Origin of the sequence: Alteromonas confluentis (assembly GCF_001757105.1) — a bacterium.
Classification (GTDB): Bacteria; Pseudomonadota; Gammaproteobacteria; order Enterobacterales; family Alteromonadaceae; genus Alteromonas; species Alteromonas confluentis.
The window spans coordinates 1-14,392 of sequence record NZ_MDHN01000006.1 but is presented as its reverse complement, the minus strand read 5'-3'; the positions used below and the strand labels follow the sequence as shown (position 1 = coordinate 14,392).

At 47.7% G+C, this 14,392-nt stretch carries 11 protein-coding genes; 4 read left to right on the top strand and 7 right to left on the bottom strand.

Annotated features, from left to right (window positions below; translation table 11 throughout):
• Positions 1–115 precede the first annotated feature (115 nt).
• Positions 116–1,123, top strand: a complete 1,008-nt coding sequence (gene glpQ / locus BFC18_RS02625; protein ID WP_083272881.1) for a glycerophosphodiester phosphodiesterase — start codon at positions 116–118, stop codon at positions 1,121–1,123.
• Positions 1,124–1,172: 49 nt separating this feature from the next.
• Here glpQ and BFC18_RS02620 read toward each other — a convergent pair whose 3' ends face one another.
• Positions 1,173–2,036, bottom strand: coding sequence for a flagellar protein MotY (locus BFC18_RS02620; RefSeq protein WP_070123646.1), 864 nt, complete (start codon positions 2,034–2,036; stop codon positions 1,173–1,175).
• Positions 2,037–2,276: 240 nt separating this feature from the next.
• On the opposite strand from BFC18_RS02620, the gene rnt reads away from it, so the two are divergent.
• Positions 2,277–2,912 carry a ribonuclease T gene (gene rnt, locus BFC18_RS02615; RefSeq protein WP_070123645.1) on the top strand — a complete coding sequence of 212 codons (636 nt, stop codon included), beginning with the start codon at positions 2,277–2,279 and terminating at the stop codon, positions 2,910–2,912.
• A gap of 170 nt (positions 2,913–3,082) precedes the next feature.
• The gene (locus BFC18_RS02610; RefSeq protein ID WP_070123644.1) at positions 3,083–4,405 is read left to right on the top strand and encodes a sugar porter family MFS transporter; all 1,323 of its coding nucleotides are present in this window, start codon (positions 3,083–3,085) and stop codon (positions 4,403–4,405) included.
• 58 nt (positions 4,406–4,463) lie between these two features.
• On the opposite strand, the gene BFC18_RS02605 is transcribed toward BFC18_RS02610, so the two are convergent.
• A complete protein-coding gene (locus BFC18_RS02605; protein WP_070123643.1) occupies positions 4,464–5,069 on the bottom strand; it encodes a peroxiredoxin in 606 nt (201 codons plus the stop codon).
• A gap of 225 nt (positions 5,070–5,294) precedes the next feature.
• On the opposite strand from BFC18_RS02605, the gene BFC18_RS02600 reads away from it, so the two are divergent.
• Positions 5,295–5,489 (top strand): bacterioferritin-associated ferredoxin, encoded by a 195-nt coding sequence (locus BFC18_RS02600; RefSeq protein WP_070123642.1) that lies wholly within the window; start codon positions 5,295–5,297, stop codon positions 5,487–5,489.
• A gap of 107 nt (positions 5,490–5,596) precedes the next feature.
• Here the strand turns inward: BFC18_RS02600 and BFC18_RS02595 are convergent, their stop codons facing one another.
• The 5 genes from BFC18_RS02595 to BFC18_RS02575 all read right to left on the bottom strand — a co-directional run.
• Complete coding sequence (locus tag BFC18_RS02595) at positions 5,597–8,407, bottom strand: TonB-dependent receptor plug domain-containing protein (protein ID WP_245680326.1); 2,811 nt, start codon at positions 8,405–8,407, stop codon at positions 5,597–5,599.
• Between the two features lie 423 nt (positions 8,408–8,830).
• On the bottom strand, positions 8,831–9,898 hold the full coding sequence (locus BFC18_RS02590; protein WP_070123640.1) for a FecR family protein: 1,068 nt from the start codon (positions 9,896–9,898) through the stop codon (positions 8,831–8,833).
• A 3-nt stretch (positions 9,899–9,901) separates the two neighbouring features.
• Positions 9,902–10,462: an RNA polymerase sigma factor gene (locus BFC18_RS02585; protein ID WP_070123639.1), complete on the bottom strand. Its 561-nt coding sequence runs from the start codon at positions 10,460–10,462 to the stop codon at positions 9,902–9,904.
• 142 nt (positions 10,463–10,604) lie between these two features.
• Entirely contained in the window at positions 10,605–13,175 is a 2,571-nt protein-coding gene (locus BFC18_RS02580; protein ID WP_070123638.1) for a TonB-dependent receptor plug domain-containing protein, read from the bottom strand.
• 410 nt (positions 13,176–13,585) lie between these two features.
• Positions 13,586–14,392 (bottom strand): reverse transcriptase domain-containing protein (locus BFC18_RS02575; RefSeq protein ID WP_245680317.1); only part of this gene is annotated, 807 nt, incomplete at its 5' end.

Genomic DNA, 14,392 nt, shown 5'->3' with positions numbered 1-14,392 from the left:
TATCTAACCGTTTTTTCTTGAGATAGTGCCACTGCCACATTACTGTCTATAACGCGTGTTAACATTTAAAGCATCGTCATGATCTTTCGGCGAGCATCACAAAAAAGGATTACTCTTGTTTACCAGCAAACTAAAAGCCATTGCGTTATCCACCGCGCTGATCACCAGCCAAGCCAGCGCCTTCGATATCATTGCCCACCGCGGCGCATCTGGCTATTTGCCTGAACATACCCTGGAAGCTGCTACCCTGGCATTTGCTCAACAACCCGATTTCATCGAACAAGATGTGGTGGCGACGAAAGACGGCGAATTGGTTGTGCTTCACGATATTCATCTGGATACCGTAACCGATGTGGCTGCGAAGTTTCCCGATCGCGTTCGTGACGATGGTCGTTGGTACGCACTGGATTTCACGCTAGCGGAATTACGTACATTGCAAGTAAAAGAACGGTCGGATACTGATGGAAAACAAGTGTTTGCCAATCGCTATCATGGCAGCAAAGCTCTGTTTACCGTTGCTACGCTAGATGAACACATTGAGCTTATCAGTGAACTTAACCGCGAGTTCAATAGCAATATTGGCTTTTATACTGAAATCAAATCCCCTGCCTGGCATAAAAAAGAAGGCGTAGATATCAGTCAACGACTACTAGACACATTGGCGCGCTACAATCTCAATGGCGAGAATGCGAACATTTATGTGCAGTGTTTTGATTTTGCTGAAGTGAAGCGTTTACGCAACGAGCTTGGTTTTAAAGGCAAGATTGTCTTACTGCTGGCCGACAACAGTTGGGGCGAGTCTGCGACCGATTATCAGACACTACTAACCGAGCAAGGCATGCAAGACATAGCAAAATACGCCGACGGCATTGGCCCCTGGCTCCCACAGCTATTAGACATGAAAGCACTACAGCAAGGTAAGATTGTTCCGAGCCCCTGGCTAGCAACGGCAAAAAAGGAAGGCCTGGTTATCCACCCTTATACATTTCGGATTGATGCACTCCCCACGGGAATGACTGCAGAGCAGATCATTGGATTATTGACGGGGCCACTGGCAGTAGATGGCGTATTTACCGATCAAATTCCCCCCGTGAAGAATTTTCTGCTACAAAGTGGTAAATAGTAAAACGCCGGCAGTGTTGCCGGCGTTTTAGTCTCTCACTGTAACATGTCTATCCTTTAGACAAGCGCACTACAACCCTACGGTTCATTGCCCGTGAATCGGCATTGGTGTTTGGTGAAATGTGGCGTTTCTCACCATGCCCGGTGACTTCAATTCTCTCAGCATCCACTCCCATTGAGGTGAAGAATGACTTCACCTGCTCCGCACGACGAATAGATAACTGCTCGTTGCTATAGCGACTACCATAGCTATCGGTGTAGCCATCGAGAAGTACTAGCTCCAATTCTTTATCTTCTTTTAAGTACTCGCCAATCATACTCAATCGCTTTTGCGAATATTTTGTGAGGTCAACACTGCTTTTCTCGTAGGACAACACGGTATAAGCAATATCGTCGAAATTGTAAGGCAGGAGTTGCGAAACACATTTCACAAAATTTCGATATACAGGTGTAAAGTTACTGGCATTCAGTGCCACGGCAACTTTATCGTACTCGTTATACCAATCTTTGTAATAAATCGTGGGCCAGTAACCCTTTTCGAGCTCGCTTAGCATGGTCCATGCAGCTTGCTCAGGTAAGTCGCCGTTGTATTGGGTTCGTAGCGTCATGTCAGCAATATTCTTGGGCATTGCTCCTGGCATCCAGGTAGGCGGCACGGAATACACCGCAGCGACATCGAATTTTTTTGGTAACAAATCCATGTCCAGTTCAAATTCCATGTTTAACTGTTTGGAAGCCACACTTGAAAATAGCGCATCACCATAGCCCGGCACGGTATGAGCAAGAGTACACTGAAGGCGCGTTTGCTCTTTCAGCATCCAGTCAGATGCTTCCACGGGAGCGGCATACTGCCGCATTGCGCCCATTGCTGGCGCACTAATCAAAAAAATGCCGATTACTACCTGTCGAAACATATTCCGCCCTGCTACAAAAGATGATTTGCACTTTCTTTATCGCCACGATGAGAAAAAAGTTTAGCACAGCACGACAACAATTCGCGTATTCACAGCATTGCTTAGTTTTCAAAGGTAGATACCCAAAGCAGTTCTTGCGATAATCACGCCTTTCGCCATGATATTCCTGAACGCCGAGGCTGGTTTTTCAGCGACTATCTGTAAAATGCACGCCTTTATTATCAAGGATTTCTGCTGTTTATGTCTGAAAATGCCAATGTACTGAAGCATCGCTTTCGCGGTTATTTCCCCGTCATTATTGATGTGGAGACTGCCGGTTTCAATGCCGCCACCGACGCCCTGCTTGAAATTGCTGCGGTGACACTTCAGATGGATGAAAACGGCGATCTACACCCTCATAAAACCGTACACTTTCATGTTAACCCGTTTGAAGGGGCGAACCTCGAACAGGCTGCGCTGGATTTCAACGGTATTGATCCACATTGTCCATTACGCGGCGCCCTTGATGAAACCGAAGTTATGAAGGAAGTGTGCAAGCAAATCAGAAAACTGCAAAAAGATGCAGACTGTCAACGCTCGGTCATTGTTGCCCACAATGCGACCTTTGATCAGAGTTTTGTGAATGCTGCTATTGCGCGAAGCAATATTAAACGCACGCCATTCCACCCTTTCGTCTCGTTTGATACCACTACCTTAGCAGGTCTTGCTGTAGGGCAAACCGTACTGGTAAAAGCCTGCCGTGAAGCCGGCATCCCGTTTGATCAGAGTGAAGCACACAGCGCGCTCTATGATGCCGAGAGAACCGCTGAGTTGTTCTGTTACATCGTTAACCGCTACAAATCGTTAGGCGGATGGCCTGTAGCCGAGAACGCTTAAGCCGCGCGCGAGACATAACACGTATTATCGATATGGGGAGAGCACAGCCTCTCCTTTTCCACTAGCCCCACGCAAATCTCACACACTCACTTGTTTGTTGTTATTCACTTTATTGTTAACAAAACGTAACGTACACTAACTTAATCTGAATCGTTTAAGTTGTTCACGTTATGAAACACCCTATCGTGTTATGGACCTTCACCGTTGCATTCGCCGGATTTTTATTTGGTTTTGATACAGCGGTGATATCGGGTGCCGACCAGCCTATTCAGGCACTCTGGCAAACCTCTGATCTGACCCATGGCCTATTGGTTATGTCCTCTGCCTTATGGGGAACGGTGCTCGGCGCACTGCTGGCTAACTTTCCTTGTGACAAATTCGGCCGAAAACCCACTCTGGTCGCCATAGGTGTGCTGTATGTGGTTTCAGCCTTAGGCTCTGCATTCGCTACAGACCCATATATATTCAGCCTGATGCGATTCATTGGCGGTTTTGGTGTGGGTGTCTCGTCAATTGCTGTACCTGCATATATCGCTGAAATTGCGCCTGCAGAAAAACGGGGGCGAATGGTCGCGACCTATCAGTTTCAGATTGTGTTCGGCATTCTTTTGGCCTTTCTGTCTAACTACTTACTCGCAGAATGGTTTAGCCTCGACTGGCGTTGGATGCTGGGCATAGAAGCGGTACCCGCCCTTATTTATTTGCTTCTGGTAATGAATGTGCCAGAAAGTCCGCGCTGGTTACTCTTGCATAAGCATGATGAAACCCAAAGCCTTGAGGTGTTGCGTCTGGCAGGTGACCCTACACCCGAAGCAACGCTTAAATCGGTGAAACTCGATGCGGCCACACATACCAGTCCTTCGCTATTTCATGCGGCCTACCGGTTACCTGTGCTACTGGCTTTTCTGGTTGCCATGTTTAATCAGTTATCAGGGATTAACTTTGTTATTTACTTTGCACCCCGTATTTTCACGCTCGCCGGTCTCGATGCCTCTTCTGCGCTACTTTCCAGTGCGGGCATTGGATTGGTTAATCTGGCGTTCACCCTCGTGGGCCTCTCATTAATTGATCGAATGGGTCGACGACAACTGCTGTATATCGGCTCGATTGGCTATCTGATTTCGTTGAGTTTGTTAACCTGCGCCTTCTATTTTCAGTGGCAGGGGATCATGGTAGTAGGACTGATTTTCCTGTTTATTGCGGCGCACGCCATGGGTCAGGGAGCGGTAATTTGGGTGTTTATTTCAGAGATATTCCCTAATGCCGTGCGGGCCAAAGGGCAGTCGCTGGGAAGCAGCACCCACTGGATTTTTGCAGCCCTCATCGCTTTGTTGATGCCCTGGCTACTCAATCAATTTTCACCTGCGCTGTTATTTGGCTTCTTTACCCTGATGATGGCTGTGCAACTTGTTTGTGTCATCAGCTTTTTCCCCGAAACCCGAGGACAAACACTGGAACATCTTGGTAAGAGTCTGTCTGCCAGGAAGCGCTAGAAACAAAAACGCCGCGCTGATTTACATTAGCGCGGCGTTGTAGATATCACACCGTCGATTAAAGCTTGTCAGCTTCTTCTGACAGGTATTTAGCAACACCTGCTGGCGATGCGTCCATGCCAGACTTACCTTCAGTCCAACCTGCTGGACATACTTCACCGTGCTCTTCATGGAAGCTCAGTGCGTCAACCATACGCAGCATCTCGTCGATGTTGCGGCCCAGAGGCAGATCGTTAACGACCTGGTGACGTACATTGCCTTCACCGTCGATCAGGAAGGAACCACGGAACGCGACACCTGCTTCTGGGTGCTCAACGTCATATGCCTGGCAGATTTCGTGCTTAACGTCAGCAACCAGTGTGTACTTAACCGGACCAATACCGCCTTCATTTACTGGCGTGTTTCTCCACGCATTGTGAGAGAACTGAGAATCGATAGATACACCAATCACTTCTACACCGCGCTTCTGGAACTCTTCGTAACGCTTGTCAAAAGCAATCAGTTCAGAAGGACACACAAAAGTGAAGTCCAGCGGGTAAAAGAAGATAACCGCTTTTTTACCTTTAATTGCTTCGCTTAAAGTGAAAGTATCAACGATTTCACCACTGCCTAAAACAGCTGCTGCAGTAAAGTCAGGGGCCGGACGGCCTACCAGTACGCTCATTGTTTGCTCCAAATTTTTTCAGATTGTTATAGTTTTGCCATTGCGGCACTTTCAATATAGGTGCGGATAAATGAAAGCCAAGTATTCTGTTGTCAAAATCTATCGATATTATTAATCGCCACTGTATTTAGTCTAAAGTTTAATCATAAAAATGATCTTTCAACCTTGCCAAACATACAAATAGCAATTATTATCATTAACGATTTAATTTAACGGGTTGGTAGTATGTTTGTTTGCATGTGTTATGGCGTAACAGATAAAGACATCAAAAATGCAGTAGAACAAGATGGCGTAGGTAACATCCGTGAACTTCGTCAGCAACTCGATCTGGGTAATCAATGCGGAAAGTGTATTCAGATGGCTCAGCAAATTATCGATTCAACAATTATCGATGAAACGTTATTCAAAGAGGTTTGCTAACTAGCCTTCCCCTTTAATTTCAGCTTTATTCTACGTCTTCCAGGGTTCAGCGCCCTAGCACGTTTAACGCCTTCAAGCTTTCTTCGAACACGAACCTGCACACGTTGTTAAAAATCATATCGCGACTGCAAATACCAGAATCCACCGTTCATACCTGAAGGTGATGTAGGTGGATACAGCGCCCCTACTACATCTGCATAAGGATTAATTTGCGGCGTTGTATTAAATACATTCGAAGCCCCTAACGCCAGCGTCAGGTTTTCAGAATAGTGCCAGCTTAATTCCGCATCCAGGGTAATCATGCTGCTACCGTCGATATCCATTCCCGCAGCCGCATCAACATGGTCTTCATAAAACGCGCCATAGTACTTAAGCCGCCACAGCATAGACCAGGCCTGCCAGTGTTGCTTTAAGGTAGTGGTTATCCGCACGGCAGGAAGGTTGTCTTCCAGCATGCGCACCCGCTGCGGTGTCAGACTAGGTACCAGTAACACTTCACCATCAGGCTGAGTTTGCGGAAAAGCCGAAAGCCGCTTAACCCGCGTATCTGTCCAGTTAAATGATGTCGTTAGCGCATTGGTCACATCAGCCAAATCAAACCGGTAATTCAATACAATATCGACACCCTGTGTCGCGGTATCAAAATCATTGGCAAAATATTTAATAGCGCGGTAGTTGTCGGCTTCCGGATTACCCTGTGCGATGAGTTGTTCCACGTCGTCTGCAGTAAGGGGAATGGCGGATGTGGTACTGATACGGTCATACAGACGAATATTGAAATAATCGATGGTGAGATAAAAATCCTCGTCCCAAAAGGCGACCAGTCCAATGCTGCTGTTAATCGATTCTTCTGGGGTTAGCGGTTCGGCACCCAGCATTTGCGATATAGGGTGCGTAGGAGGCAGCGTTGCTTGATCTTCCAGACCCGTTGACGCATAGGCCGTAGTAATATTGATGACATTGCTCTGCCCCACCGTGGGCGCCTTGAAGCCCGAACTTAGAGAGCTTCGAAAAGACACGATATCGTTTAACTGGTATCGCAGATTAACCTTACCATCTAGGGTAGAGCCAAAATCAGAGAAGTGCTCTGAGCGCAATGCGGTGGCAAGTTGCAGATCTTCACTCAGGTACATTTCCACATCGGCATACAAGGCCCAGTTGTGGCGGCTCCAGTCCCCTGCAGTGACCGGCTGATAACCCGGAAAGCCATTAGAACCAATCCCAAAGCCAGGAGAAGTCGCAACTTCTGCATTGTTCGCAAACGGCCCTTCAATCCACGACGCTTCATCGCCTGCCTGCTGGCTATAGCGCTCACGTCGCCACTCCATACCCGTTGCGAAACTGATAGGTTTAGACGTCCAACTGTCAAAGAAACGAGAAAAATCCAGGTTGATGGTACGCTCTAACTGACTGACCGCACCGGGCGTAAAACTGGTTGGCGTCGCTTCGCCTAGCGAGGGATTAATGGTGTTATGCAAGCGATAGCTCACATTCGAATAACCGACACTGGCACTAAGATCAAAAAGCCAATCATCATTGAGCTCACCGCGAATGCCCGCAAAGGCAGAACCGTCTTTTATCACACCGCCAAAGCGTGGGGTAAAGCCACCGGGAAACCATTCATTAAATGCAAAACAGTTCTGGCCCAGCGACGTAGAATTATCCGCAATTTGCAAATAGGCGGGGTCGTCCAACACGTTGTTGTCGGTGATAAAAATATCAGGACACGTTATCCCCTGCCCTAAGCCATCTTTGTCTGCGACGAGAAGTTTGGCTGTATCACTGTTTGGATCAGCAAAAATCCCCAGTCTGGTATGAGGGTGACGATAGTAAAATCCGCCCTCAATTTCACGACGTGCAGCGGTACCAAACCAATAGACATCGACTTTCTCGGTTAGCGGAACCGCCGCATTAAAAGCCAGTTTGGCGTCGCTATTTACATCCAGCGCTCCCCATACCTGGGAGGGGGATGAAACAAACGTATTACCGGCGTCGATAAGCGCTTGTGCGTCTGCGCGCTGCACGGAACGACTCGTGCCATTCCGTTGTTGATACTCTGCCGTGATATTAAAAAAGCCACTTCCCAATGACGTGCCAAGGTTCCCTTGTAGATGAACCAGTTCGCCATCACCTTCATAATACTCACCGGTTTTTGCGCTGAGGTATCCCCCCTCTCGGCGGTCGTCGAGCACAAAGTTGATAACCCCAGCAATCGCATCCGAACCGTACTGCGCTGCGGCGCCGTCGCGAAGCACTTCAACCTGTCTCATGGCACCGGCGGGCAAGACTGAAATATCAGGCCCCTGTGCACCATCTGATAAACCGCCTCCCAGGAACGTAATCACAGAGGATCGATGGCGTCGCTTGCCATTAAGTAACACCAGCGTGTGGTCGGCAGCCATACCCCGCAGATTGGCCGGGCGAACTAAACTAGCGGCATCGTTTATGGGCTGATCGTTTACATTCAGTGACGGTACAACACCGGCCAGCATGCTTAACACATCGGAACTGCCCTGAGCTTGGAGTGTATCACCGGCAATGATGTCCAGCGGTACCGGCGACTCAACCACTGAACGTGGTGCACTGCGGGTGCCTACGATAGCGATACGTTCAATAGAAAAACCGATGTCATCATTAATGCGGGTTTTAGGTGGACGCGGTGGTGGCTGGCGTAACTCAACAATAGGCTTTACGGTTAGCATGCCAGTAGCATCAATCTGCACGGCGAGCTCGGTTCCCTTCAAAAGATGAATTAACCCCTCCTGCAGGGTAAAAGTACCCGACAAGCCATTAGCTTGCACTTTCTCGGCGAGTTCATAGGGAAACAGTAAGGTGGTATTCGCTTGTTTAGCGAATTCTGTTAACGCAACATCCGCCCGCTGCGCAGGAATGTCGAATTCAATTTTCTGTTGAGCCATTGCAACAGATGCAGCGAAGTAGCTGGCTGCAACTAATCCGGTGATGCGAAGCTGTCGTCTAAGGCGTTGGCTTACTAATGAAAAGCGCATGAACAGGCTAGTTGTCAAAAGTATTAAAAATTAACATTGTCGAATTTCTTCACTATTACGTGGTTTCGTTATTATTATTCAGCGCTGATTCGCTTACAGGCTATACATATAGTGAGTTACAAAGTATTGATGTTGCTGTTAATGCAGTATAACGACTTTTCTGACTTCCACAACGCTACCTACATACTACGACCGGCACAATATACCAATGGCCGGAATAATAAAAATTAATACTGAGATAACTTGAGAATTGCCACATCCACTGTGAACACGGCTATAAAAGTTGATATTAGGCACAAAAATAGCGCCGCTATGAAGCGGGCTACTCTTGAATTAGCTTTCTTGCTCTGACAATTGAATCGTCATGGCATCTACTCGCTTGTGCTCGATGTGGAAGCTGTTTTTAAGTGCGGATAGCAGGCCACTGATGTCACCTACCTTGAAATATCCAGCCACACGCTTTTTACGCAGTTCTGCGCCATCTATTTCAAAGCTGACAGCGGTGTAACGTTCAATTTCACGTAAAGCATCTTCTAACGCTTCACCTTTGAATACAATCATGCCCTGTTGCCAGGCGAGATCTTGCTCCATGGCATCATCATCAAGATTTCTCAAATCGCTGAGGATACCGTCGACATTGGCTTTTTCACCAGCGGCCAGTAACTTAAGGTCAGCGCGAGTTGTTCCAGACTTTATCACATCTGCAATCTCCTCCCGGGAAATCGAAGACACTTTATCTTGCACCAGAACTCGCCCTTCAGTGACGACCAATTCAAATGCCTCGTCGTTGGTATACTGCATGTTAAACGCCGTACCGATAGCGGTGACGGTATTAATACCAGCAGTCACGGTGAAAGGTCGGCTTGCATCGTGAGCGACGGTGAAGTGAGCTTCACCCTTGATTAAATCAATGATCCGCTCGTCTTCATCAAACTTAATGTGAATCGCGGAGTTAGTATTCATGTGCACCACTGAACCGTCGTTTAGGGTCAGGGTTTTCTGCTCACCAATGGCCGTTCCCACTCGCTGGACCAACTGATAGCCGGAATCACTCTGGTTAAGCCAATAGGAATCCACCATCATGGCAGCAGCGGCAACCATCAAAATAAAACCAGCGGCAACGCTCCAGCGCGCTTGACGTAAAATGCTCTTTGCTTTGCGGGCTTCGCCATTATATTGATTACGGTCTGGGAACAGCCCTTTTAATTCATTAAGTACGCTCAAGTCGTCCCACAATTGAGCCACTTCGAAAAGGATCCTGCGATGACTGGAACTTGCGCCCAACCATGCTTGCAGTGATTCGGTCTCTTCACTACTCAAACCACGATCAATCCGGCTTATCCACAAACACGCTTCTTCGTGGATATCGTCCTTGCTGGTAAATTTACTGACATTACTCATGGCTTAACTACTATGATTGTCCTGATGATGTTTAGGCTTAACGGGTTTGTCTCTGGATGTGTCACCGGATGACGCCAGAAATTTAGAGCACTGTAACAGGCCTTTCGCCACGTGTTTCTCTACAGTACTTTCACTTAGCCCCACAAGCTCAGCAATGTCGCGCTGGCTCATGCCATAAACTTTCTTTAATAAAAATACTCGCTTCACTTCTGGCGACAAAGATTCAGTGGCGCGACAGAAATGAATAAATCGTTCTTTACTTTCGACATGCTTTTCAAGGTTATATCCAATGAGATCATTAGATAGCATGTCCATATCGTCTACCGCCTGATTTAACTGGCTGGCAGCACTGTTCACATGATTAAGCGCAAGGTTTCTTGCTGTTTTGAGCATGTAAGTGCGTTCGTAGCGGATCTCTTGGGTAAGTTCTGCTTCGTAACTTTTTATGAACGCTTCCTGCACGATGTCTTCGATATCATCCGAACTGACAATAGCGCCCACAGCCCGCATCATTTTTGTGCGGTATTTTATAAATGTGGCAGCAATAGTCGACTTTCTGGTCATATTTTCTTCGCAGTATATGTAGCAAAACCGTTACAACACAGGCTATATTGCCAGTTTATTACTACATAAGTCATGCATTTTTTCGTACTTTTTACAGCCAATAAAGGGGGCAAAGCCCCCTTTTAATTGACAGTACTAGCTATTAGAAGGTGTAAATACCACGAACGTAGTAGAAACCACCATTGATACCCAATGGTGAAGTTACCGGATACATAGCACCAGCAATCTCATTATCGTACTGCGTATTGCGGTCTGGGTACTCATCCAGCGCATTCTTCGCACCTACAACAACCTGCAGGTCGTCGGTAAAGTGATAACCCACTTCAACGTCTAGGCTCAGCTCAGAACCAATATTGTCGATAGGCAGACCTGAATCCAGGTGATCTTCAAAGATGCTACCGAAATAGTTCAGACGACCCAGTACGCGCCAGTCACCATTAGTGTGGTTGGCAGTAAAGCTCCAACGGGTTGCTGGCAGGTTGTCTTCCAGCATACGTACACGCTCTGGTGTGATGTTGTCTGAAGCTTGGTCAACCGTTGTTGAAGTCCAGTTGTATGCCAGTGAGTACTTGGTTTCACCGCCAAACATGTCCTGGCTGTAGTTAGCAACAACATCAAGACCTTCAGTTGTGGTATCGAAATCGTTAGTGAAGAACTTAACCGCAGAGAAGCTAGACGCATCGCTCACACCTTGTGCCAGCAGAGCAGCAATGTCTTCTTCAGTTAACGCGATTGCTGAAGTTGTACTGATACGGTCAGTCACTTCAATGTGGTAGTAGTCGGCAGTCAGGAACAGACCGTTGTCGAACTCAGCAACAACACCGAAGCTCATAGACTCAGATTCTTCTGGCGTTAACGGCGTACCACCTTTCTGTACAGAGATAGGATCTGTTGGTGGCAATGTTGCCTGATCTTCCAGCTGACCACTCGCACCAAATGCAGTGGTTACGTTACGCACGGTGCTCTGACCGATTGTAGGCGCTTTAAAGCCAGTAGAGTACGCACCACGCAGTGCAATGTTATCGGTTAACTGGTAACGCGCAGACACTTTACCTTTCGTGGTGTTACCGAAGTCAGAGTAATCTTCGTAACGTACCGCAGCGGCAACCAGGAAATCATCCGTCAGGTACAATTCAGCATCTAAATAAAATGCGATGTTGTGACGTGATGCTTCGCCTTGGCTCTTGTTAGACAAACCCGGGAAACCGTTTGAACCGATACCGAAGCCTTGTGAAGCCAATGGACCAATTTCATAAGAGGCAATATCACCCGCTTTCGCTTCATAGCTCTCGTGGCGATACTGGAAACCACCAGCCAGATACAGAGGCTCATTCAGACCCACTTCAATTGGCTTGGTCAGGTCAAGGTCGAAAGTCTGTTCAGACTGAACATAAGTACCAGGCTTAAACGACGTTGGCGTGTCTGGACCTAAAGAAGGGTTGATGGTGTTTGAAATCGCGAAGTCGATTTCGTTTTGACCCAGGTTTAAGCTGATGTCGTAACCGATTTCGTTCGGCAGTTCACCACGGGTACCGAATACCAGTGACATATCTTGAACCGTACCACCGAAGCGAGGCGTGAAACCACCTGGGAACATTTCGTTAAATGCGAAACAGTTCGGGTTATTAGCAACTTCGTTGATGTAACGTGGATTTTCAAGCACGTTGTCACCCACTTGAATGTCAGTTGGGCAGTTACCAGACATATCGCCAGTCAGGTCGCCAACCAGCAGTAACTGGTTACCGTCGGCATCAGTACCACCGTCATTCACACCGCCACGGTTGTGCGGGTTACGGTAGTAGAAACCACCTTCCACTTCACGCTCTGCGTAGTTACCGAACATGTAGGCTTCGGCGTTATCGTTCAGTTCCAGACCTAAGTTCGCGAAGAACTTGATGTCGTCTTTAATTTCAGGCGAACCCCACACTTGGGCAGGATCGGCAACAGCAGTGTTACCGGCAGCAATCAGGGCCGCTGCGTCATCACGCTGTACGCTGCGCGATGTTGGATCAGCTGTGCGGTATTCAGCAGACAGGTTAATAAAACCGTTCTCACTTAGTGGAAGACCAATGTTACCTGAGATTTGCATCAGGTCGCCGTCGCCTTCGTAGTAAGAACCATAACGGGCTTCAACCATACCGCCTTCATCGGCGTCGTTGAGTACGAAGTTAATCACACCCGCGATAGCGTCAGAACCATACTGAGCCGCTGCACCGTCACGCAGTACTTCCACCTGCTTCAGTGCAGATGAAGGAATAACAGAAATATCTGGGCCTTGTGCACCGTCAGAAAGACCGCCACCCAGGAAAGTGATTACCGCAGAACGGTGACGACGCTTACCATTTACCAGCACCAAGGTGTGGTCTGATGCCATACCACGCAGGTTAGCAGGACGTACCAGTGTTGAAGCATCGTTGATTGGCTGGTCGTTCACGTTAAATGAAGGAACAACAGTCTGCATCATGGAGACCATGTCAGTTGCGCCCTGGTTTTGGAACTCGTCACTGGAAATAATATCTACCGGTACTGGAGACTCGCCAACAGAACGAGGGGCAGCACGGGTACCTACAACGGCGATTTGTTCAAAATCTTTCGCTTCGGCTTCGTCAGCTTCCTGCGCATAGGTATTTGCAGATGCGAGCATGCCCACAGCAGCAGATGCTGCCAGTGCAATTCGCACATTTCTGGTCACTTGTGACAGTGAAGTTTTCATAGTGGTTTCCTGGATTTTCGTCATCTGTCCACTGGGTGTTTCTTCGATGTAAAAAAACGTCCCTCAGTGGGTGATAATTTCTGTTTTTAATGTTTAATAATTTTGCAAACTGGCCGTTTGCTGAGGGAACTTATAGATCGCAAATCACTCAAAAACAAACGTTTTTAAAGAAATTAAAAATATTTTTTAAAGTGATAGAGGATTTGGTTTTGTGGTTTGTCTATTACTATATTGGCGGCGTTTATACGTTCTGAAAAATGCCGTTTTCAGGCTATTTTTTGTACTCTTTTGGTTGTCTCCCTTTTAACCAAATTGTGTTCTTTCAGGCACATCGAGTAGGGTGAGGCATCACCGCCTCATCCCTCTCACAGAACCGTACGTACGGGCCTCGTATACGGCTCCTGTACAGTTTATCCAGCGTAATTGCTGGGCACATTTCCCGTTCTAACGTCTTCCAGATTCACCAGTCCAAGTTCGTTAAACCAGCTGTTTGGCATCGCGTAGCTTGCCAGTGGGCTTCTTGCGCTGCGCCAACTCGTCATGCTCATGGACGCGAACTTGCCTTTGTAGCCCCGCTGTCGTAGCCAGCGATGCAGGCGGCTCGCCTTTTTCCATAACTTCAGTTGAACACTGCGCAGTCTGCGTCTCAGCCAACTCGCGATTTGCTTGAATGCCCTGCTGGCATTGGCAATCCTGAAGTACTGGCTGAACCCTCTTAGCAGTGGATTCAGTCTGTTGATGACATGTGACAACGGTTTTCCCCCGTTGCGTTTTGTCATCTCCTTTAGCTTCATTTTGAACAATGCCAGTTTCTTCGCTTGGATTCGGGTATATTTCGTCCCGATTTCCACACCAAGGAACCTGACACCCGCATCACTGTGTGTGATGTGGGTTTTCTCTGTGTTCACGGTCAGCTTCAGTTTACCTTCAAGGATTTGGGTCGCTTGTCGTTGCGCATTCTCTGCCGCTGAACGACTGCGACACAAGATAAGAATATCATCAGCGTAGCGCACTATGCGGTGGCCACGTTGCATCATCTCCTTATCAAACGCATCCAGATAGATGTTCGCTATCAAGGGGCTGATTACCCCACCTTGCGGACTCCCTGTGTCTGTCTGCTGCCAATGGCCTTCAACCATCACCCCACTTGTTAAGAACTGGCTGATTAAGCGCAGCACGCTACCATCACGCACCCGCCGTTTAATGCTTTCTATGAT